The 21071-nt window shown below is 74.6% G+C and carries 21 protein-coding genes; 14 read left to right on the top strand and 7 right to left on the bottom strand.

Translation table 11 applies throughout. The features are described 5' to 3' along the window. Positions 1-8: 8 nt before the first annotated feature. From pspAB to PV410_RS07805, 3 genes are all read right to left on the bottom strand, one after another. Positions 9-593, bottom strand: a complete 585-nt coding sequence (gene pspAB, locus PV410_RS07815; protein ID WP_500323186.1) for a PspA-associated protein PspAB — start codon at positions 591-593, stop codon at positions 9-11. Continuing rightward, positions 593-1495, bottom strand: coding sequence for a zinc metalloprotease HtpX (gene htpX / locus PV410_RS07810; protein ID WP_499515403.1), 903 nt, complete (start codon positions 1493-1495; stop codon positions 593-595). The genes pspAB and htpX overlap by 1 nt, the downstream gene beginning before the upstream one ends. Positions 1496-1605: 110 nt before the next feature. Beyond that, on the bottom strand, positions 1606-2568 hold the full coding sequence (locus tag PV410_RS07805; protein WP_500323185.1) for a quinone oxidoreductase family protein: 963 nt from the start codon (positions 2566-2568) through the stop codon (positions 1606-1608). A gap of 159 nt (positions 2569-2727) precedes the next feature. Between PV410_RS07805 and PV410_RS07800 the strand changes: the two genes are divergently transcribed. The 4 genes from PV410_RS07800 to PV410_RS07785 all read left to right on the top strand — a co-directional run bounded on the left by PV410_RS07800 (position 2728) and on the right by PV410_RS07785 (position 5751). Then, the gene (locus tag PV410_RS07800) at positions 2728-3003 is read left to right on the top strand and encodes an isoamylase early set domain-containing protein (protein WP_500323184.1); all 276 of its coding nucleotides are present in this window, start codon (positions 2728-2730) and stop codon (positions 3001-3003) included. Between the two features lie 100 nt (positions 3004-3103). Next, positions 3104-4120: a lysylphosphatidylglycerol synthase transmembrane domain-containing protein gene (locus PV410_RS07795; protein ID WP_500323182.1), complete on the top strand. Its 1017-nt coding sequence runs from the start codon at positions 3104-3106 to the stop codon at positions 4118-4120. A gap of 22 nt (positions 4121-4142) precedes the next feature. Further along, entirely contained in the window at positions 4143-5234 is a 1092-nt protein-coding gene (locus PV410_RS07790) for a hypothetical protein (RefSeq protein ID WP_500323181.1), read from the top strand. Between the two features lie 49 nt (positions 5235-5283). After that, positions 5284-5751: a GNAT family N-acetyltransferase gene (locus PV410_RS07785; protein ID WP_500323179.1), complete on the top strand. Its 468-nt coding sequence runs from the start codon at positions 5284-5286 to the stop codon at positions 5749-5751. A 16-nt stretch (positions 5752-5767) separates the two neighbouring features. On the opposite strand, the gene PV410_RS07780 is transcribed toward PV410_RS07785, so the two are convergent. Further along, on the bottom strand, positions 5768-6913 hold the full coding sequence (locus PV410_RS07780; RefSeq protein ID WP_500323177.1) for a citrate synthase/methylcitrate synthase: 1146 nt from the start codon (positions 6911-6913) through the stop codon (positions 5768-5770). A 115-nt stretch (positions 6914-7028) separates the two neighbouring features. Between PV410_RS07780 and PV410_RS07775 the strand changes: the two genes are divergently transcribed. After that, positions 7029-8258 (top strand): citrate/2-methylcitrate synthase, encoded by a 1230-nt coding sequence (locus tag PV410_RS07775; protein ID WP_500323176.1) that lies wholly within the window; start codon positions 7029-7031, stop codon positions 8256-8258. Positions 8259-8277: 19 nt separating this feature from the next. On the opposite strand, the gene PV410_RS07770 is transcribed toward PV410_RS07775, so the two are convergent. Both PV410_RS07770 and valS read right to left on the bottom strand, forming a co-directional pair. Then, the gene (locus PV410_RS07770) at positions 8278-8640 is read right to left on the bottom strand and encodes a hypothetical protein (protein WP_500323174.1); all 363 of its coding nucleotides are present in this window, start codon (positions 8638-8640) and stop codon (positions 8278-8280) included. 99 nt (positions 8641-8739) lie between these two features. After that, positions 8740-11295 (bottom strand): valine--tRNA ligase, encoded by a 2556-nt coding sequence (gene valS / locus PV410_RS07765; protein ID WP_500323173.1) that lies wholly within the window; start codon positions 11293-11295, stop codon positions 8740-8742. Between the two features lie 106 nt (positions 11296-11401). On the opposite strand from valS, the gene PV410_RS07760 reads away from it, so the two are divergent. Together PV410_RS07760 and PV410_RS07755 are read left to right on the top strand one after the other, a co-directional pair. Continuing rightward, positions 11402-11881 carry a MarR family winged helix-turn-helix transcriptional regulator gene (locus PV410_RS07760; protein ID WP_500323171.1) on the top strand — a complete coding sequence of 160 codons (480 nt, stop codon included), beginning with the start codon at positions 11402-11404 and terminating at the stop codon, positions 11879-11881. 9 nt (positions 11882-11890) lie between these two features. Next, positions 11891-12346 (top strand): universal stress protein, encoded by a 456-nt coding sequence (locus PV410_RS07755; protein ID WP_500323170.1) that lies wholly within the window; start codon positions 11891-11893, stop codon positions 12344-12346. 21 nt (positions 12347-12367) lie between these two features. Here PV410_RS07755 and PV410_RS07750 read toward each other — a convergent pair whose 3' ends face one another. Beyond that, positions 12368-13327 (bottom strand): NADP-dependent oxidoreductase, encoded by a 960-nt coding sequence (locus PV410_RS07750; RefSeq protein WP_500323169.1) that lies wholly within the window; start codon positions 13325-13327, stop codon positions 12368-12370. A gap of 215 nt (positions 13328-13542) precedes the next feature. Here PV410_RS07750 and trxA point away from each other — a divergent pair, with 215 nt between their 5' ends. The 7 genes from trxA to egtD all read left to right on the top strand — a co-directional run bounded on the left by trxA (position 13543) and on the right by egtD (position 21018). After that, the gene (trxA, locus tag PV410_RS07745; RefSeq protein ID WP_499515391.1) at positions 13543-13926 is read left to right on the top strand and encodes a thioredoxin; all 384 of its coding nucleotides are present in this window, start codon (positions 13543-13545) and stop codon (positions 13924-13926) included. A gap of 33 nt (positions 13927-13959) precedes the next feature. Beyond that, entirely contained in the window at positions 13960-15630 is a 1671-nt protein-coding gene (locus PV410_RS07740) for an AMP-binding protein (protein WP_500323166.1), read from the top strand. A 222-nt stretch (positions 15631-15852) separates the two neighbouring features. Continuing rightward, a complete protein-coding gene (locus tag PV410_RS07735; protein ID WP_500323402.1) occupies positions 15853-16440 on the top strand; it encodes an endonuclease in 588 nt (195 codons plus the stop codon). 247 nt (positions 16441-16687) lie between these two features. Continuing rightward, a complete protein-coding gene (egtA, locus tag PV410_RS07730) occupies positions 16688-17944 on the top strand; it encodes an ergothioneine biosynthesis glutamate--cysteine ligase EgtA (protein ID WP_500323165.1) in 1257 nt (418 codons plus the stop codon). After that, positions 17941-19272, top strand: coding sequence for an ergothioneine biosynthesis protein EgtB (egtB, locus tag PV410_RS07725; RefSeq protein WP_500323164.1), 1332 nt, complete (start codon positions 17941-17943; stop codon positions 19270-19272). The genes egtA and egtB overlap by 4 nt, the downstream gene beginning before the upstream one ends. Before the next feature lie 31 nt (positions 19273-19303). Continuing rightward, complete coding sequence (gene egtC / locus PV410_RS07720; protein ID WP_500323163.1) at positions 19304-20059, top strand: ergothioneine biosynthesis protein EgtC; 756 nt, start codon at positions 19304-19306, stop codon at positions 20057-20059. Next, complete coding sequence (gene egtD, locus PV410_RS07715) at positions 20056-21018, top strand: L-histidine N(alpha)-methyltransferase (protein ID WP_500323161.1); 963 nt, start codon at positions 20056-20058, stop codon at positions 21016-21018. The genes egtC and egtD overlap by 4 nt, the downstream gene beginning before the upstream one ends. The last annotated feature ends 53 nt before the right edge of the window (positions 21019-21071 follow it).

The following is a 21071-nucleotide window of genomic DNA, read 5'->3' as shown; positions in this document are numbered from 1 at the left end:
CCTGCCCTTCAGCCCCCCAGGCCCGGCGCGCCCCAGAGGGGGAACCAGCGGCCCAGGTCCTCCTCGAGGCGGAGGTCGTTCCCGAGCAGGGCCTTGACCTGGAGCTCCAGGGGGTTGTCGCGCTTCTCCCCCGGAAGCGGGACGAACGGGTAGAACGAGCCTCGTTTGTAGAGGTAGACCAGCGCCAGCGACCGCCCGGCGTCATCGCGGAAGGTGGCCAGGGAGCAGAGCAGCTGGGGGCCGAAGCCGTGCCCCTCCAGGGCCGAGTTGACCGCGTGGAGGTCGCCGACCAGGGCCGGCAGGTCCTCGGCCGGACGCCGGACGACCAGCCATGTGTACCCGTACGCGTCGCGGACGGACTCCACCGGCACGGCGCCCTGGCCGGTGTCCATGTCGAGGAGCGCCCGCACGTCCTGCTGGACCTCGGCGAACGCGCCGCCCTCCACGGCGGCGAAGCACACCGAGCCCACGCCGGTGGGCCGGAAGCCGGCTGCGGCCTCCAGGGTCACGGCCGCCGAGGGGAGCCCGAACAGCTGGTCCAGGTCGGGTCTGACGGGCTTGCTGCGGCCGAGCAGCGCGTCCAGGAACCCCATCAGCGCCGTCCCAGCTCGACGGAGATCCGGCCGAGCTGCGCCAGCCGCTGCTCCAGCGTGGGATGCGTGGACAGCAGCTGGGCCAGGCTCTGGCCGCCGGCGAGGGCGGGGACGAAGTAGAAGGCGTTGAAGGGCTCGGCCTTGCGCAGGTCCTCGGTGGGGATGCGGGCCATCTGCCCGGAGACCTTGGTCAGCGCCGAGGCCAGGACGGAGGGCCGCCCGGTGAGCAGCGCGGCGGAGCGGTCGGCGGACAGCTCGCGGTAGCGGGACAGCATCCGGGTCAGCAGGAAACTGACGCAGTACACGAGCGCGCTGACCAGCGGGATCAGGATGACCACGATCGCGGTGCCCGGGTCGCGGCTGTTGCGGCCGAGGCCGCCCCACAGTCCGATGCGGGTGACCACCCCGGCGAGCACGCCCAGGAAGGAGGCGATCGTCATGACCGCCACGTCCCGGTGGGCGACGTGGGAGAGTTCGTGGGCGATGACGCCCTCCAGCTCCTCGGGCTCCAGCCGGCGCAGCAGGCCGGTGGTGGCGCACACCAGGGCCGCCTTCTCGTTGCGTCCGGTGGCGAACGCGTTGGGGACGTCGCTGTCGGCGATCGCGACGCGGGGTTTGGGCATGTCGGCCAGGGCGCAGATCCGGTCGACGACGCCGTGCAGTTCGGGGGCCTGCTCGGGCGTGACCTCGCGGGCGCCCATGCTGAAGGCGGCGATCCGGTCGCTGAACCAGAACTGGGCGATGAACAGCCCGCCCGCGACGATCAGGATCAGTGGCCAGGCACCGCGCAGCAGGGCCAGCAGGACGCCCACGAACACGACGTACAGCAGCCCGATCATGAACATGGTGACCACCATGCGGGTGGTCAGCCCCCGGTCGGGGGCGAAGCGGGTCCTGTCCATGGCCCCTCCCGTTCCTCCGGGCCGCCGGCCGCGGCTTCGTGCTCCGCTGTCGATTGTGCCTCCGCCGGCACGTGAACGGCGGGGGCGCAGGCGCGGCCGGCCCGGAGTGATCAGCCTGCCGGGTCGAGCGTGAGCTTGCCGTAAGTACGGCGGGCCCGCAGGTCCTCGTGGGCGCGGGTGACCTCGGAGAGCGGGTACCTGCCGCCCTCCTGCGGCTTCAGCCGTCCGTCGGCCGTCATGGCCAGCAGGTCGGCCATCGGCTCGCGGTACATGCCGGGGCGCCCCAGGCAGTGCATCAGCCAGAAGCCGACGACGGCCCGGGAGCGGCCCATGAGCTGCGCGGCCTGCACCGGGGTCGGGGGGACGCGGGAGGCGAGTCCGTACGTCACCAGGCGGCCGAAGGGGGCGAGTGCGGCCAGCGAGGCGTCGAAGACCGGGCCGCCGGTCATCTCCAGCACGATGTCGACCTTCTTGCCGCCGTTGGCCTCGACGAGCCGCTCCTTCAGCCCCGCGGCGTCCGTGGCGTCCGCCTCGATCGCGACGTCCGCGCCGAGCTCCAGCGCGAGGTCGCGCTTGTCCTTGGAGGAGGCGGTGGCGATGACCCGTCCCGCACCGAACTCCTTGGCGAGCTGCACGGCGAGCGAGCCGGTGCCGCCCGCGGCGGCGTGCACGACCACCGACTCGCCCGCGGCCATGCGGGCCGAGGTGCGCAGCAGGTGCCAGGCGGTGAGGCCCTGGACGACCAGGGCGAGGGCCTGGCCGTCGGTGACGCCCTCGGGCACGTCGTGGGCGAGGTACTCCTCGACGACGGCCTTCTCGGCGTAGCCGCCGTTGTCGGTCAGGGCGACCACGCGGCGGCCGCCGGCGGTGCGGCCGACCACCTCGGCGCCGGGCACGAGGGGCAGGGTGGCCTTGGAGAGGTAGGAGTTCTCCACCAAGTGCGTGTCGGCGTAGTTGACCCCCGCCGAGGAGACCTCGACCAGCAGTTGCCCCGGCCCCGGCACGGGATCGGGCAGCTCGACCTGCCGCAGCACCTCCGGCCCGCCGAATTCGGTGATCTGGATCGCGCGCACCGCGACTCCCTCCGCGTACGTACCAACGTCGTCCGGGGTCACGATAGCCCGTAACACCGACCAGTCGGTATGTGACTTTCCCCGGAGCACCGGAAGAATGTGGGGCACCCGAGCACCGCACGTGTCCTCCGTCCCTCGTCCGCCCCGCAGGGAGAGCCCATGCTCAGGCGCAGCAAGCTGTTCGGCCGCAAGACGCGGATCACCTTCGCCCTCCCCGTCGACCACCCGCCCGGCACCGTCAGCGTGGTCGGCGACTTCAACGGCTGGGAGCCCGGCCGGCACACCCTCGTCCCCCGCCGCGACGGCACCCGCACGGTGTCGGTGATCTTCCCGGCGGGCGTGCACCGCTTCCGCTACCTCGCCACCGATGCGATCTGGTTCGACGACGAGTCGGCCGACCGCGTGGACGACCAGGGCAGCCTCCTGGAGCTGTAGGCCGTCCCGCGCGCCGGGGCGCCGTCCGGCCCCGCCCCGTACCACGGGGCGGCCGGACGCGCCGCCGGATGAGCGGTACGGGTCACCGCACCGTATGGTCGTGCGTAGGTACGGCCGGGGCTGCGCCGGGGAGCACCTCACGGCAGCGGGCGACCGCGGCGACCGGAAGGGCACGAACGGCATGTGGCGGCGCCTCCCAGTACGTCAGATCGTCGGTGTGGCACCGCTGTTGCTGGTGGCCCTGATCGTCCTGCGGCAGTGGCCGATGGTGGACGCCGGTACCGACCGGCTGGGTTCCGCCGACGCCGAGTGGCTGCTGGCGGCCGGGGCCGCGACGCTGCTCGCCTGGGTGTGCTCGGCGGCCGCCCAGCAGGGCGCCGTGCTGGAGCAACTGCCCACGGGACGCCTGCTGGCCACCCAGTTCGCCGCGTCCGCGGCCAACCACATCCTCCCGGCGGGGGTCGGCGGCAACGCCGTCAACCTGCGCTTCCTGCTGCGCTGCGGCCTCTCCCCCAGTCGTTCCGCGGCCGCGCTGACCGTGCGGGCGCTGGCGGCCTGCGTGGTGCGGATCGGGCTGCTGGTGGTCCTGCTCGCGGCCTTCCCGCACGCCCTCGACCTGCGCAAGGTCGTGCCCGGGCGGCCCGGTCCGACCGTCGCCCTCATGGCCGGCGCGGCGCTCTGCCTGGTCCTGGTGGTCCTGCTGTCGGTGCGCCACGTCCGCCGCACCGTCCGCTCGTTCCTCGGCACGGTCGCCACCGACGTCCGCGCGGTGCACGGCCGTTCCGCGCGGGTGGCGGCGCTGTGGGCGGGTTCCCTGGCCTTCCCGGTGATGCACGCCGCGGTGCTGGTCGCGGTCGTACGGTCGCTGCACGCGCCGGTGCCGGCCGCGCACGTCGCGGTGGCGTACCTGGCGGGCAGCGCGGCGGCGGCCCTGCTGCCGACCCCGGGCGGAATCGGCTCGCTGGACGTGGCCCTGGTGCTGGCGCTGGTCACCGCAGGGGCCACCGGCGTGGCGGCGACCTCCGCGGTGCTGGCGTACCGCATCGTCACCGTATGGTTGCCCCTGCTCCCCGGTGTGCTGGTGCTGGCCGCGCTGGTCCGCCGGCGGGTGCTGTGAACCGTCCGGGGAGGGAAGTCCAGTGCGCGTCCTGATCGGTCTCGTCGGGGCGCTGGTCGTCGCCGGGACCTTCTCTTCGGTGCTGCGCACGCTGGTGATCCCGCGGCCGACCCGGTCCAGCTTCACGCGCCTGGTGCACGCGGCGGTCCACCTGCCCTTCCAGTTCGTCGCGGACCGCTGCCGGACGCCCGAGGCCAAGGACCGTGTCCTCGTCCCGGTGGCCGCGGTGTCCATCCTCGCCAACCTGATCGGCTGGCTGGTCGCCTTCTGGGCGGGGTACGCCATGCTGCAGGCGGCGGTCAGCGACCTCGCCCCGATCAACGCGCTGCGGGAGGCGGGGTCGTCGCTGTTCACGCTGGGCTTCGCCAGCAGCCACCACGTCGACCTCACGGTGATCGACTTCATCGCCGCCGCGACCGGCCCGATCACCATCGGCCTCCAGATCGGCTACCTGCCGACCCTGTACGCCGCCTACTCGCGCCGCGAGGCGGAGGTGACCCTGCTGCAGGCCCGGGCAGGCAACCCGCCGTGGGGGCCGGAGATCCTCGCCCGCTACGCCCAGATCGGGCTCACCGACAGCCTCACCGAGCTGTTCCGCAACTGGGAGCGGTGGGCGGCGGAAGTGAGCGAGAGCCACACCAGTTACACGGTGCTCAGCCGGTTCCGCTCGCCGCAGCCCGACCGCAGCTGGCTGATCGCGCTGCTCGCCGTCATGGACGCCGCCGCCATGCAACTCGCCCTCAACCCCGGGCGCCCGCAGGCCGAGGCCCGGCTCGCCCTGCGGGCCGGCTTCGTCTGCCTGCGCGACATCGCCGCGATCTGGCGGATCCCGTACGACGCCGACCCCTCGCCCAACGCGACCATCAGGCTGCCGTACGAGGAGTTCGCCGCGGCGGTCGCCCACGCCGCGGCCAACGGCTACCCGCTGGAGCGCACCCCCGAGGAGGCGTGGCCGCACTTCCGCGGCTGGCGGGTCAACTACGAGGAACTGGCCTACCGTTTCGCCTACCTCTTCGACGCGGTCCCCGCCCCCTGGTCCGGCCCCCGCCGCACCATGGAGGAGACCGTCACCCCGGTCACGCCGGTCGACCGCAAGCCGGCCGCCCGGGAGTAGCGGCGGCCCGGCCCCCGGCGGGCGCGGCAGGGGCGTTACGGTGACCACCGTGCCCATCAGCCCCGGCCCGACGGCCGACACCCGCCCCGCGCGGCCCGCCGACCTGCCGCACCTCCTGCGGTGGGAACGCGACTACATGCGTGCCGTGGAACCCGCCGCCGAGGCGGCCTGGACCGAGGCGATCGACCTCAACCTCGGCCTGTGGGTGGAGTGCCTGGACCGCACCCTCGTGCTGGAGGCCGGCGGCGGGCCGGGCGGCTCGATGATGTGGATGCCGGCGGACGACGGCAAGGCCCTGCTGGTCGGCCTGCACGTGGTGCCCGCCCTGCGGCGCCGCGGCTTCGGCCGCCTCCTCCTCGACGCGTTCGCCGCGCAGGCCCGCGCGGCCGGCCACGGGACGCTGACGCTCGGCGTCCACCGCGTCAACCCGGCCCTCCACCTCTACGAGGGCGCGGGCTACCACCGCACGGGCGAGGACGGCGACTACCTCCTGCTGGAACGCCCCTCGGCGCCCTGACCGGCCCCCGGACCCCTCACGCCGCCGGCACCGGCTGGGGCGGCACCGGGCCGACGTAGCGGGCGGCCGGACGGATGATCTTGCTGTCCTCGGCCTGCTCCAGGACGTTGGCGCACCAGCCCACGACACGGGCGCAGGCGAAGGTGGGGGTGAACATCTCGCGCGGCAGGCCGCACAGCTCCATGACGACGCCGGCGTAGAACTCGACGTTGGTGTGGAGTTCACGGCCGGGCTTGAGCTCGGCGAGGATCGCCTCGACCCGCGCCTCGACCTGGACGGCGAGGTCGACGAGCGGGCCGCCGAAGGACCGGGCGATCTCCTTGAGCATCCGGGAACGGGGGTCCTCGGTGCGGTAGACGGGGTGGCCGAACCCCATGATGCGGTCGCCCGCCAGGACGCGTTCACGGATCCACGGGTCGATGCGGTCCGGGGTGCCGATGGCGTCCAGGGTGTCCAGGGCCCGGCTCGGGGCGCCGCCGTGCAGCGGACCGGACAGCGCGCCGACGGCGCCGGTGAGGCAGGCGGCGAGGTCGGCGCCGGTCGAGGCGATGACGCGGGCGGTGAAGGTGGACGCGTTGAAGCCGTGGTCCACGGTGGAGATCAGGTACCGCTCGGCGGCCCGGGCGCGGGCCGGGTCGGGCTCCTCGCCGGTGAGCATGTACAGGTAGTTGGCCGCGAACGGCAGGTCGTCGCGCGGTTCCACCGGCTCCAGGCCCTGACCGAGCCGGTACAGGGCGGTCAGCAGCGTGGGCACGACGGCGGTCGCGGTGAGCGCGTCGGACAGCCGACGCTCCGGGTCGATGTCGTACAGCGGGCGGAACCCCTCGGCCGCCCCCAGCAGGGACAGCGCCGAGCGCAGCCCGGCGAGCGGGCCGCTCAGCGCTCCGGAACGGGCGACGGCCGGCAGCGCGTCGCGGACGGCGGCGGGCAGTCGGCGCAGCGGGGCGACGCGCCGGGCGAAGGCGGCGCGCCCGGCGGCGTCGGGCAGCGTGCCGAGCAGCATCAGGTGCCAGACGTCCTCGAAGGTGCGGCTCTGCGCCAGGTCGACGGCCGAGTACTGGCGGTAGTGGTAGAAGCCCTCGGTGCCGCGGACGTCGCCGAGCGCGGTCTCGGTGACGACGACTCCCTTCAGGCCGCGGGGTACGTCGGGGGTGACGGGCATGACGGTCACGGTGGTCCTCCGGTGCTGCTTCGACGGCTCGGCATTGACTCGACCATCCATCATTGATTCAATCTCCGTCAATATTGATTGAATCAATGTGTGGTGAGATGGAGTCATGACGACGGAGGAACGGCTGAGCACTCGCGAGGCGGCCGGGCGGCTCGGGGTCAAGCCGGAGACGGTGTACGCCTACGTCAGCCGCGGCCTGCTGAGCAGCCGGCGCGCCCCCGGCGGGCGCGGCAGCACCTTCGACCCCGAGGAGGTCGACGCCCTCGTGCGACGCAACCGGCGCGCGGCGCAGACGCCCCCCGAGGACGACGGCATGGGCCCCGTGCGCACCGCGATCACCCTCATCGACGGGGACCGCTACTACTTCCGCGGGGTCGACGCGACGGCCCTGGCCGAGCGGTACGGCTACGAGGAGGTGGCGGAATGGCTGTGGACCGGCGTCCTGCGTTCCGGGGTGCGTTTCACCGCGCCGCCGCAGGCGCTGCAGGCCGCCCGGCGGGCGGTCGGGGTGCTGCCCGGGCACAGCGGCCCGATGGACCGCCTGCGGGCGACCGCCGTCGCGGCGGCCGTGGCGGACCCGCTCCGGTTCGACCTCTCCCCCGAAGCCGTGCTCGGCGCCGCCCGCGGCCTCATCCCCACGCTGGTCCGGGCTCTGCCCTCGGCCGGGACCCCGCACCAGGGAGAGGGCCGGCTGGCCTGGCGGCTGTGGTCCCGGCTGTCCGATCACCCGGCCGACGACGCGTCACTGCGTGCGATGGACGCGGCGCTCGTCCTGCTCATCGACCACGACCTGGCCGCCTCGACACTCGCCGTGCGCGTGGCCGCCTCCGCCCGCGCGCATCCGTACGCCGTGGTCTCGGCCGGCCTCGGGGCCCTCGACGGCCCGCTGCACGGGGCCGCGAGCGGCCTCGCCCACCGCATGCTCGCCGAGGTCCTCGACCGCGGCAGCGCGGCGGCCGTCGTCGCCGACCACCTGCGCGCGGGCCGCCGTGTGCCGGGGCTCGGCCACCGCCTCTACCGGGCCGAGGACCCGCGCGCGGTCATGCTCCTGCGGCTGCTCGAGGACGTCCCGTACGCGGAGCGCGCGCTGACCGCCGCCCGCGAGGTGGCCGCCACGACGGCCCGTCACACCCCCGTCCACCCCAACGTCGACCTCGCCCTGGCAGTGCTCTCCGTCTCCGCCGGTATGGTCCCCGAAGCCGGCGAGACGGTCTTCGCGGTCGCCCGGACGGCGGGCTGGATCGCCCATGCCCTGGAGGAGTACGAGGAACCCCCACTGCGCATGCGCCCGAGCGGGCACTACGTGGGCCCGCGCCCTCCGCAGCCGCTGCCCTGAGGCCCGCCGCGGGGGTCCGTCAGCCGAGTTGCGTGGGCATCGGCACCTCGACGGCGTCGGTGGGCAAACCGGTGGCCGGCGTCCAGTCCGGCGTCGGCGGCGTGCGCGGCACCGGCGATCCGGAGCCCTCGGGGTTCTGCTCGATCGTCGTTCCGGACCCGTGCCCCCGGCCGGCCGTCCCGCCCTGGGTGGGGCGCGGCGGCGCGGCCGTCCGCCCGGGCCGGGGCGCTGAGCGCGCAGGGGAGGCGGATGCCGAGGCCGGGGCCGACGGCTCGGGCGGTGCGGAGGACGTGGCGCCCTCCCCCGGGCATCCGGCCACCGCCAGCGCCGTGAACAGCCCCGCCCCGGCCGCCAGTCCCCACCGGCCCGTTCCGTCGCTCACCGATCCACCCGCCCCGCACCGCTCACCGGCCCCATGACGGGCGCAACCCACCGGCTCGGCGCGCGGGCGGGGCGGGCGGGCCCGCCACGTCGCAGGCGTTCAGGGCGAGTCCGGGAGGCGCACCTCGTACGCCAGGGCGTCGCCGGCCGCCGGGACGCGTTCCACCGCCGCCGCGCGGGCCGCGGCGCGGACGTCGTCCTCGGTCAGGGCGAGGAGCGACAGCTGCGGGGCCGGGCCGGTGACGACGAGCCGGGCGACCTCCGCCCGCATCGACAGCCGCGCCTCGGACTTGGCCTTGCGGACCGCGGTGATCGCGTCGCGGGCGGTGGCCAGGACGCGCGGGTCGCCGTCGCCGGCGAGCGCCCGCAGGGCGTCCGCGTCGGGCCATTCGGCGCGGTGGACCGAGCCCTCGCGCCACCACGACCAGACCTCCTCGGTGACGAACGGCAGGAAGGGCGCGAACAGCCGCAGCAGGACCGACAGGGCGGTGGACAGCGTCGCGAGGGCGGAGGTGTCGCCGTCGTACGCGCGGCCCTTGACCAGTTCGACGTAGTCGTCGCAGAAGTCCCAGAAGAAGGACTCCACGCGTTCCAGGGCGCGGGCGTGGTCGAAGTCCTCCAGGGCGTCGGTGGCGGCGCGGACGGTCGACGCGAGGGCCGCGAGGAGGGCGCGGTCCAGCGGCGCGGCGACCGCCGGTGCGGCGCCGTCCACGACCGCGCCGGAGGTGACAACGAAGCGGCCGACGTTGAGGACCTTGGTGGCCAGGCGGCGGCCGATCTTCATCTGCCCGGTGTCGAAGGCGGTGTCCGTGCCCGGCCGGGCGGCGGCCGCCCAGTAGCGGACGGCGTCGGAGCCGTGCTGCTCCAGCAGGTCGCCCGGGGTGACCGCCTTGCCCCGGGACTTGGACATCTTCTTGCGGTCCGGGTCGAGGATCCAGCCGGAGATCGCGGCGTGCCGCCACGGCAGCACGCCCTGCTCGGCGTGGGCGCGGACGATGCTGCCGAACAGCCAGGTGCGGATGATCTCGTGGGCCTGCGGCCGCAGGTCCATCGGGAAGACCTTGGCGAACAGTTCGTCGTCGGTGCCCCATCCGGCGGCGATCTGCGGGGTGAGCGACGACGTCGCCCAGGTGTCCATGACGTCCGGGTCGCCGGTGAACCCGCCGGGCGCGCCGCGCTGCTCCTCGCGGTAGCCGTCGGGGACGTCGGTGCCGGGGTCGACGGGCAGCGCCGACTCGTCGGGGACCAGCGGCCTGCCGTGGACGGGCTCGCCGGCCTCGTCGAGCGGGTACCAGACGGGGACGGGGACGCCGAAGTACCGCTGGCGGCTGATCAGCCAGTCGCCGTTGAGCCCTTCGACCCAGCTCTCGTAGCGGACGCGCATGTGCTCCGGGTGCCAGCGCAGTTCGCGGCCCCGCTCCAGCAGCCGGTCGCGCAGGACCTCGTCGCGGCCGCCGTTGCGCAGGTACCACCGGGTGGTGACGATCTCCAGCGGCCGGTCGCCCTTCTCGTAGAACTTGACGGCGTGGACGACCGGTTCGGGCTCGCCCTCCAGGTCGCCGCGCTCGCGCAGCATCCCCACCAGCCGCTCGCGGCCGGTGTGCGCGGTGGCGCCGGCCAGCTCTCCGTACGCCTCACGGGCCTGCGCCGTCCGCAGGGCGGCCGGCGGCGCGGGCAGGAAGCGTCCGTCGCGGCCGAGGACCGGGCGGGTGGGCAGCCGCAGTTCGCGCCACCAGGTGACGTCGGTGGTGTCGCCGAAGGTGCAGATCATGGCGATGCCGGTGCCCTTGTCCGGGTCGGCGAGCCGGTGGGCGTGGACGGGGACCTCGACGCCGAAGACCGGGGTCGTGACGCTCGTGCCGATCAGCTCCCGGTAACGCTCGTCGTCGGGGTGCGCGACCAGGGCGACGCAGGCGGGGAGGAGTTCCGGCCGGGTGGTGGCGACGACGACCCGGCCGCCGCCGGGGCGGTGGAAGGCCAGCCGGTGGTAGGCGCCGGGCCGTTCGCGGTCCTCCAGCTCCGCCTGGGCGACGGCGGTGCGGAAGGTGGTGTCCCACAGGGTGGGTGCCTCGGCCGTGTAGGCCTCGCCGCGCGCCAGGTTGCGCAGGAAGGCGCGCTGGGAGGCGGCGCGCGAACGGGCGCCGACGGTCTGGTACGTGAGCGTCCAGTCGACCGACAGGCCCAGGCGGCGCCAGAGTTGCTCGAAGGCCTTCTCGTCCTCGGCGGTGAGGGCCTCGCACAGTTCGATGAAGTTCCGCCGCGAGACGGACTGCTGGTGACTGCCGGGGCGCTCGGGCGGGGTGAAGCCGGGGTCGTACGGGAGCGAGGGGTCGCAGCGGACCCCGTGGTGGTTCTGGACCCGGCGCTCGGTGGGCAGGCCGTTGTCGTCCCAGCCCATGGGGTAGAAGACGGTCTGCCCGCGCATGCGCCGGTAGCGGGCGACGGTGTCGGTGTGGGTGTACGAGAAGACGTGGCCGATGTGGAGCGATCCGCTGGCCGTGGGCGGCGGGGTGTCGATGGAGAAGATCTCCTCGCGCGGCCGCGACCGGTCGAAGCGGTGTACGCCCGACTCGTCCCAGCGCCGCGACCATTTCGCTTCGAGCCCGTCGAGGGAGGGCTTGCCGGGGACGTCGTGGTGACGGGACGGGAGGTTCATGCCGTCCCATGGTAGGCAAGCGGGCCCCCGCGGCCGAACGATTTACCCGCCCGATCGTTCGTGTCACCGATGATTCGGTAACGGACCTTTTTGCTAGGCTCGGACCATGGGTCCCACGGTTTCCGCGCCCGACTTCACCGGGCTGCTGCAGTACGCCAGCCACGCCATGACGAACCGGCTGGCGGCGGCGCTGGCCGAGGTCGGGCTCACCCCCCGCGGGTACTGCGTGCTGCTGCACGCGCTGCCCGGGGAGCTGACGCAGGCTCAACTGGCCGAGGTCTCCCAGCAGGACAAGACCACGATGGTGGTCACCATGGACGAGCTGGAGCGGGCCGGCCTCGCCGAGCGGCACCCCTCCCCCACGGACCGCCGGGCCCGCATCATCACCGTCACCGCGGCGGGCCGGGAGCTCGTCGACCTCGGCAGGGAGATCACCGCCCGCGTCCACGGCGACCTGCTGGCGGCCCTTCCCCAGGACGAACGGGCGGTCTTCGCCTCCGCGCTGCAGCGGCTGGTGGACGGCCATCTCGCCGCGGGCGCGGATTCCCCGCGTCCGGTACGGCGCGCGCGGCAGTCCCGCAAGTAGGCTCGGAACGTGAGCGACAAGGCGGCTTTCGAGCGGGGCACGGACGGTCCCAAGGTGATCGTGGCGGGACTGGACGGATCGGAGTCGTCGTGGCGCGCCGCGGCGTACGCGGCGGGGCTGGCGCGGCGCCAGAGGGCGCTGCTGGCGATCGTGTACGTGCAGCCGGTCCTGGCGGCGGGGGCCGCCTTCGGCGCGCCGGTCGCGGAGGCGACCGCCGAGATCGCCGACGAGCTCAAGGCGGAGATAGAGAAGGCCGCTTCCCGTTTCCAGTCGGTGTCCAGTCTGCGCTGGGAGTTCCACACCTTCACGGGCGACCCGTTCAGCGGGCTGTCCCAGGCCTCCGACGAGCTCAAGGCCGACGCGGTCGTGGTCGGCGCCTCCGAGAAGGCCGGGCACCGGATCGTGGGCTCGGTGGCGGTGCGGCTGGTCAAGGCGGGCCGCTGGCCGGTGACGGTCGTCCCGTAGGCCCTCGCCCGCCTTGTGCGGTCAGGCCCCGTCGGCGACGTGGATGACGACCTTGCCGCGCCGGTGCTCGTGCTCCAGCGCCTCGTAGGCGGCGCGGGTCTCGGCGAGCGGCACCACGCGGTCGACCCGCGGGGTGAGCTTGCCGCCGTCGATGAGCCGGGAGACCGCCTCCAGGCCCGTCCGGTCCGGCTCGACGACGAAGAAGACGCCACGGGCGCCGTGCGCGCGGGCGCTCTCCTCGTCCGGCGGGGACACGATGCTCACCAGCAGCCCGCCGGGGCGCAGCACCGACCAGGAGCGGTCCTGCGTGGCGCCGCCGACGGCGTCGAAGACGACGTCCACGTCCGCCACCTCGTCCTCGAAGCGGCTGCCGGCGTAGTCGACGACCCGCTCCGCGCCCAGTCCGGCGACGAATCCCGCGTCGCGCGCGGCGGCGGTCGCCGTGACCCGCGCGCCGAGCGCGGCGGCGATCTGGACGGCGAAGGAGCCGACGCCTCCCGCCGCGCCGTGGACCAGCACGTGCCGGCCCGGGGTGACCCCTGCGTGCCGGGCGAGCGCCTGCCAGACGGTGAGCGCGGCGAGCGGGACCGAGGCGGCCGTGTCGTGGTCGAGACGCCGGGGCTTGGCGGCCAGGATGCCCGCGGGGAGGGTGACGAACTCGGCCGCGGCACCGTCGTGGACGAAGGGGATCAGTGCGTAGACGGCGTCCCCGACCCTCGGGGTGATCACCCCGGGGCCCACCCCGGCGACCACGCCGGAGACCTCGTGCGAGGGGATCGTGGGGGTGCGGTCGCGGCCCGAGCCGTCGAAGCTATCGGTCCAGGTCGCGTCCCAGCCGAGCTCCCCGGCCGTCACGGAGGCCGCCCGCACCGCCACCAGCGCCTCACCCGCGTCCGGCTCGGGCCGGGGCACGGTCTCGTAGCGGAGCTGTTCGGGCCCGCCGCGCCGATGCGCCCGTACGGCGTGCATCGTCGTCACCATCGGCCGCTCCCGTGGGTCGCCCCCGCGTCTGACCGGCGGGGGCGACGGACGTCCCCGCTCCCTCCAGCATCCGGCCCCGCCCGGCTCCCGGCATCCCGTTCCGTGGGGCGACGGGGGGACGCGCCGGGAGGGCGGCGTTCGGAATAGCGCAGCGCTGCCCTCGGTTACGGTCAGTGGGTCCCGACCGACGGCACCCGGAAGCAGGTAAGGGAAGCATGAGCACTGTTGAGCTCACCAAGGACAACTTCGACGAGGTCGTGGGCAACAACGACTTCGTCCTGATCGACTTCTGGGCGTCCTGGTGCGGCCCGTGCCGGATGTTCGCCCCCGTCTACGAGTCGGCCGCGGAGAAGAACACCGACCTCGTGTTCGGCAAGGTCGACACGGAGGCGCAGCCCGAGCTGGCCGCCGCGTTCCAGATCCAGTCCATCCCGACGCTGATGATCATCCGCGACAAGGTGGCCATCTTCTCCCAGCCCGGCGCGCTGCCCGCACCCGCGTTCGAGGACCTGATCAAGCAGGCACGTGACCTGGACATGGACGAGGTCCGCAAGTCCATCGCCGAACAGGGCGCGGACCAGGAGGCCCCGAAGGCCTGACATCTGACGAGACGTCAGCTATGGTGCGGCCGTATGGGGCGCACCATGGCGGAGCTCGTCGAGGGCCAGTGGGGCGATCGGCGCCCCGGGCTGCTGTACGGGGAGCGCAGGCTCAGCCGCCATGACGTGGCGGCCGCTTCCGCCGCCCGCGCCGCGCTCCTGGCCGACCTGCTGCCGCACGGCGCCGAGCCGCACGTCGGGGTGCTCCTGGGCAACGTCCCGGAGTTCCCGCTGTGGCTCGGCGCCGCGGCGTGTGCGGGGGCCGCCGTGGTGGGGGTCAACCCGACCCGGCGCGGTGCGGAACTGGCCCGGGACATCACACACACCGAGTGCGCGCTGCTGGTCACCGAGCGCGCGCACCTGCCCTTGCTGCGCGGTCTCGCGCTCCCCCTCCCCCGGGAGCGGATCCTGGTCGTGGACGACCCGGCGTACGCGGCGCTGCTGCGCCTGTACGAGGACGCCGGTCCGCCGCGCGGCGGCCGGATACGCCCCGGTTCCCGGCTCCTGCTCTACTTCACCTCCGGCTCGACCGGCGCCCCCAAGGCCGTGGTCGTCTCCCAGGGCAGGCTCGCCGACGCGGGAGCCTCCCTCAGCGGCTCCCTGGGCCTCGGACCGGACGACGTCCACTACCTGTGCATGCCGCTCTTCCACGGCAACGCCGTGATGGCCGGCTGGGCACCCGCCCTCGCGGGCGGCGGCGCGGTCGCGCTGCGCCGGTCCTTCTCCGCCTCCCGCTTCCTGCCGGACGTACGCGCCTACGGGGCCACGTACTTCACCTACGTCGGGCGGGCCGTGCAGTACCTGCTCGCCACCCCCGAGCGCCCCGACGACCGCGACCACCGCCTGCGCCGGGGCTTCGGCACCGAGGCCGGGGCGGTCGACGCGGCCCGGTTCGCGGAGCGCTTCGGCGTGCCCCTCACCGAGGGGTACGGCTCCTCCGAAGGCGGAGCCGCCATCCAGCGCTCCCCCGGCACGCCGCCCGGCGCGGTCGGGCGCGCCGCTCCCGGAGCCGACCTCGCCGTGGTGGACCCGGCGACCGGCGCCGAGCGGCCCCGCGCGGTCCTCGACGCGGCGGGGCGGCTGCTCAACGGCGACGAGGCGATCGGCGAGCTCGTCAACCGCGGGTCCTCCCGCTTCGAGGGGTACTGGCGCAACCCCGAGGCGGTCGCCGCGCGCACCCGCGACGGCTGGTACTGGACCGGCGACCTCTTCTTCCGGGACACCGAGGGCTGGTTCCACTTCGCGGGCCGCGCCGACGACCGGCTGCGCGTGGACGGCGAGAACCTCGCCGCCGCCGTCGTGGAGAACGTCCTGGCCCGCTTCCCCGCCGCCGCGGCCGTCGCCGTGTACGCCGTCCCCGACCCCGTCTCGGGCGACCAGGTGATGGCGGCCCTGGCCCTCCGCGAGGGCGCCGCCTTCGACCCCGGCGCCTTCGCCGCGTTCCTGGCGGCGCAGGCGGACTTCGGCACGAAGTCGGCCCCCCGCTTCGTACGGGTCGTGCCGCGCATGCCGGTCACCGCCACCAACAAGGTGCGGCGCGCCGCCCTGCGCCGTGAGGGCTTCCGCTGTCCCGACCCCGTGTGGTGGTCCCCGCCCGGCGAGGGACCCTGCGGCGCGGCGTACCGCCGCTTCACCGCCGCGGACCTCGCCTCGCTGCTGGAGCGCTACCGCACCCAGGACCGCGCCGGGCTCCTGGACCGCTGAGCCCACCGCCCGGACCCGCGCCCTCGGGCAGCCGTTTCATGCCGGTCCGTCCGGGAACACGCACCCCATGCGCCACGACCAGCTCCGGCCGCCGCGCCGGGCACTGCGCACGGGAACGGGCCCTACGTGACCGCCGGCCGGAGTACGGAGAACGCCCGGGACGTGCGGGACGCCCGGGCGACGGTGCGGGCGCTGCTGGCGGCGCACGGCGAGACGTACGCCATGGAGGCGGGCATCCGGTTGCGCGACACCCCGCAACCGCTCTACCAGTTGCTCGTCCTCGCGATGCTGCTCGGTGCCCGCATCCGCACGCGGACGGCGATCGCAGCGGCCCGCGCCCTGTTCGCGGCGGGGCTGCGCAACCCCGCCGCGACGGCCGGCGCGACCTGGCAGCGGAGACGGGACGTGCTGGACGAGGGCGGCTACCGCCGGTACGACGAGCGGACCGCGACCCGGCTCGGCGACGCGGCGCAGTTGCTGCTGGACCGGTACGGCGGCGACCTGCGCAAGGCCCGCGCGGCGGCCGACGGGGACGCGGAGCGGCTGTGCCGGCTGCTGCGGGAGGTACCCGGCATCGGCCCGGTCGGGGCGGGCTTCTTCCTGCGGGAGGTGCAGGCGGTGTGGCCGGAATTCGCCCCCGCCTTCGACGGGAAGGTGCTCCAGGGTGCGCAGCGGCTGGAGCTCCCCGGCACGGCCGGCGAGCTGGCGGAGCTGGTCCCGGAGGGCGAGGAGGCCGTCCTGGCCGCGGCGCTGGTGCGCGCCGCGGTGGACCGGAAGATCGTCGGGGAAGTCCTGACATCCACGCTCTGACCTGCACAGACGCGCTTTGGAGATGCGGGCCGCCAGGTCGCGGTCCACGCTTGATTCGGACCGGACGGCAGGGGCCGCCCTCGACTCGGGTGTCATCTGCCGTCCCTCGGCCGTTCGTCCGGGGCGCTCTTGAGCGGCCCGCACCGAAGGGCTTAGGTGGTACGGACACCGCCCGGCCGTGGCCGGGCGGGACACGGAAAGCCGCCTTCGACGGGAGGTCCCGGCCATGCCCGGCACCAGCCAGCGGATGGAGACATCCGAACCGATCACCGAGACAGCAGCGGAGGAACACATCCAGGGCATCTGTTTCAAGACCGGCCCGCCGCGCCGCATAGGCGTGGAACTGGAATGGTTCCTCCACGACCCGCACGACCCGGCCCGCCCGGTGGGCCGCGCACGGCTCGGCGCCGCCGTCGCCGCACTGCACGACCTGTACCTCCGCTCCCGGCTCACGACCGAGCCCGGCGGCCAGCTGGAGCTGAGCTCGCTGCCCGCCCCCTCACTCACCGCGTGCGTCAACGCCGCGGCCGCCGACCTCCACTCCGTACGCCACCGGCTCCGCCGGGAGGGCCTGGCCCTGGCGGGCCACGGCCACGACCCCTGGCGCCGGCCCCGCAGGCTGCTGGACGAGCCCCGGTACGCGGCGATGGAGACGTACTTCGACCGCTCAGGACCCGCGGGCCGGTCCATGATGTGCTCCACGGCCTCCGTCCAGGTCTGCCTGGACTCGGGTACGGAGGAGCCGGGCCCCTTCGGACTCGGCAGACGCTGGCTGCTGGCGCACCTGCTGGGCGCGGTCCTGGTCGCGGCGTTCGCCAACTCGCCGCTCAGCGCGGGCCGTCCGACCGGCTGGCGGTCCACGCGGCAGGCGGTGTGGGCCGCCCTGGACCCGGGGCGCACCCTCGCCCCGCCCACCGGGGCCGACCCGCGGACGGCCTGGACCGCCTACGCCCTGGACGCCCCGGTGCTGTGCATCCGCGGCGACCAGGCACCCTGGGCGGTGCCCGACGGGCTCACCTTCCGCGACTGGATCCGTGACGGGTCGTACCGGCCTCCCACCGCCGCCGACCTGGACTACCACCTGTCGACGCTGTTCCCGCCGGTGCGGCCACGCGGCTACCTCGAACTGCGCATGATCGACGCGCAGTCGGGGCGGGACGGCTGGATCGTGCCGCTGGCCGTGGCCGTGGCGCTCTTCGACGACGCCGCCGCCTCCGAGGTCGCCTACCGGGCGGTGAAGCCGCTCGCCGACGCGGCGGGCCGGGACCCGGCGCCGCGCAACCCGCTGTGGCGGCGCGCCGCCCGGCACGGCCTGGCCGACCCCGAACTCCACGCCACCGCCATGACCTGCTTCGCCGCCGCCCGTGAGGCCCTGCCCCGGCTCGGCGCGGACCAGGCCGTGCAGCAGGCGGTGGACGACTTCACCGAGCGCTACGTCCAGCGTGGCCGCTGTCCCGCCGACGACATGCTCGACGCCTTCCTACGCAAGGAGAGCCGCACGTGACCGCACCCGCGCTCGACCCCGAGACCCTGCGCCGGCGGGCGCTGGACGCCCTGACCACCGCGCGCGACCGCACCCGGGCGCTCACCACCTGCGTCGACGACCACGAACTCGCCGCGCAGCACTCCCCGTTGATGTCGCCCCTGGTCTGGGACCTGGCCCACATCGGCAACCAGGAGGAGCAGTGGCTGCTGCGGAACGTCGGCGGCCGTGAGGCCCTGCGCCCCGACATCGACCCGATCTACGACGCCTTCGAGCACCCGCGCTCGGAACGGCCCACGCTGCCGCTGCTGCCGCCCGCGGAGGCGCACGCGTACGCGGCCGAGGTCCGCGGGCGCGTGCTGGACATCCTGGAGCGGGCACCGCTGCACGGCACGCCGCTGACCGACGCGGCCTTCGCCTTCGGCATGATCGCCCAGCACGAACAGCAGCACGACGAGACGATGCTGATCACCCATCAGCTGCGCCGCGGCCCGGCGGCACTGACCGCGCCCCCGCCGCCGCCCGCACCCGCGGACGCGGCGTTCCTGCCGGCCGAGGTTCTGGTCCCCGGCGGTCCGTTCACCATGGGCACCTCGGCCGAGCCGTGGGCGCTGGACAACGAACGTCCCTCGCACGTGCGCGAGGTGGCGCCGTTCTTCATCGACACCGTGCCGGTGAGCAACGGCGCGTACCTCGCCTTCATCGAGGACGGCGGCTATGGGGACGAGCGCTGGTGGACCCCGGCGGGCTGGGCGCACGTCCGCGAGCACGGGCTGTCCGCCCCGTTGTTCTGGCACCGGGAGGGCGGTACGTGGCTGCGCCGCCGCTTCGGGGTGACCGAGCCGGTGCCGCGCGAGGAGCCCGTGCTGCACGTGTGCTGGTACGAGGCCGACGCGTACGCCCGCTGGGCAGGACGCCGGCTGCCCACCGAGACGGAGTGGGAGAAGGCGGCCCGGCACGACCCGGGGAGCGGTCGCTCCCGCCGCTACCCGTGGGGCGACGCCGACCCCGGCCCGGAGCACGCCAACCTCGGGCAGCGGCACCTGCGGCCGGCCCCGGTGGGCAGCTACCCGGCCGGCGCCTCGCCGCTGGGCGTACGGCAGCTGGTCGGCGACGTGTGGGAGTGGACGGCGAGCGACTTCCTGCCCTACCCGGGCTTCGCCCCGTTCCCGTACAAGGAGTACTCGGAGGTCTTCTTCGGCCCCGACCACAAGGTGCTGCGCGGCGGTTCCTTCGCCGTGGACCAGGTGGCCTGCCGGGGCACGTTCCGCAACTGGGACTACCCGATCCGGCGGCAGATCTTCTCCGGTTTCCGCACCGCCCGCGACGCCCGCCCGGAGCAGGTGTGAGCGCCGCCCCGAACAGACGGGGGCGCGGCTGATGTGCCGGCACCTGGCGTACGTCGGGCCGCCCGTCGCGCTCCGCGAACTCGTCATCGACCCGCCGCACTCGCTGTACCGCCAGTCGTGGGCGCCACGCCGGCAGAAGTACGGCACGGTCAACGCCGACGGCTTCGGGCTCGGCTGGTACGCGGACGGGGATCCGCTGCCCGCGCGCTACCGGCGCTCCGGGCCGGTGTGGGACGACCCGTCCTTCGCCGACGTGTGCCGGGTGACGCGCTCCGGAGCGCTGCTCGGCGCGGTCCGCGACATCACGGAGGGCTCGGTGGCCGACGAGTCCGCCGCCGCGCCGTACACGGCGGGCCGCTGGCTGTTCAGCCACAACGGCGCGCTGCGCGGCTGGCCGCACTCGGTCGCCGAGGCGGCCCGCACGCTGCCCCCCGAGGAGCTGCTGACCTTGGAGGCGCGCTGCGACTCCGCCCTGGCCTGGGCGCTGACCCTGCACCGGCTGCGCGCCGGCGCCGCGGCGGACGAGGCGCTCGCCGACACCGTCGGCCGGCTGGCCGCACTGACCCCCGACTCACGGCTCAACTTCCTGCTGACCGACGGCCGGGCGATCGCCGGTACCGCCTGGGGCGACACGCTCTGGTACCTGGACACGCCCGGCCGCTCCCTCGTCGTGGCCTCCGAGCCGTACGACGACAGTCCGCGCTGGACCGAGGTCCCCGACCGCCACCTGCTGTACGGCGATCCCACCGAGGTCCTGCTGATCCCGCTCAAGGAGCCGCACCTGTGAGCCCGTTCACCCTCACCCGCACCCTGCCCGCCGACGCCACCGCGGCCGCGCTGCGCGCCGACGTGGCGTACGGGCTGACCCGCAGCCCCAAGCAGCTCCCGCCCAAGTGGTTCTACGACGCCCGCGGCAGCGAGCTGTTCGAGGAGATCACCCGGCTGCCCGAGTACTACCCGACCCGCGCCGAACGCGAGATCCTGCACGCGAGGGCGCCGGAGATCGCCAAGGCGACCGGCGCCCGCACCCTCGTCGAGCTGGGCTCCGGCTCCTCGGAGAAGACCCGGCTGCTCATCGGCGCGCTGGGCGCACCGCTGACGTACGTGCCGATCGACGTCAGCGAGTCCGCGCTCAGGGGGGCCGGCGACGCCTTGCTCGCCGACCACCGGGAGCTGACCGTGCACGCGCTCGTCGCCGACTTCCAGCACGGCCTGACCCTCCCCGGGACTCCCGGGCCGCGGCTGGTCGCCTTCCTCGGCGGCACGATCGGCAACCTGCTGCCGCAGGAGCGGGCCCGTTTCCTCTCCTCGGTCCGGGCCCTGCTCTCCCAGGGCGACGCGCTGCTGCTCGGCACCGACCTGGTCAAGGACGAGGCGACGCTGGTGGCGGCGTACGACGACGCGCAGGGGGTCACGGCCGCCTTCAACAAGAACGTCCTGTCGGTCATCGACCGCGAGCTCGGCGCGGACTTCCACCCCGACGACTTCGACCACCTCGCCGTGTGGGACCGCGAGCAGGAGTGGATCGAGATGCGTCTGCGGGCGCGCGCGGACGTGACCGTGAAGGTCCCCGCGCTCGACCTGTCCGTGGACTTCGCCCGCGGCGAGGAGATGCGCACCGAGGTCTCCGCCAAGTTCCGCGAGGAGGGCGTGCGGGCCGAGCTGGCCGCCGCCGGTCTCGCCCTGCGGCACTGGTGGACGGACGCCGAGGGGCGGTTCGCGCTGTCGCTGGCGTTCCCCGCCTGATCCGCGCGGGTCCGCGGTGGCCGGTCCCGGAACGGGGCCGGCCACCGCGTTCG

Source organism: Streptomyces sp. PA03-5A, from assembly GCF_033792725.1.
GTDB lineage: Bacteria > Actinomycetota > Actinomycetes > Streptomycetales > Streptomycetaceae > Actinacidiphila.
Note: the sequence above shows the minus strand (reverse complement) of the source record. Positions and strands in the feature narration are given on the sequence as shown.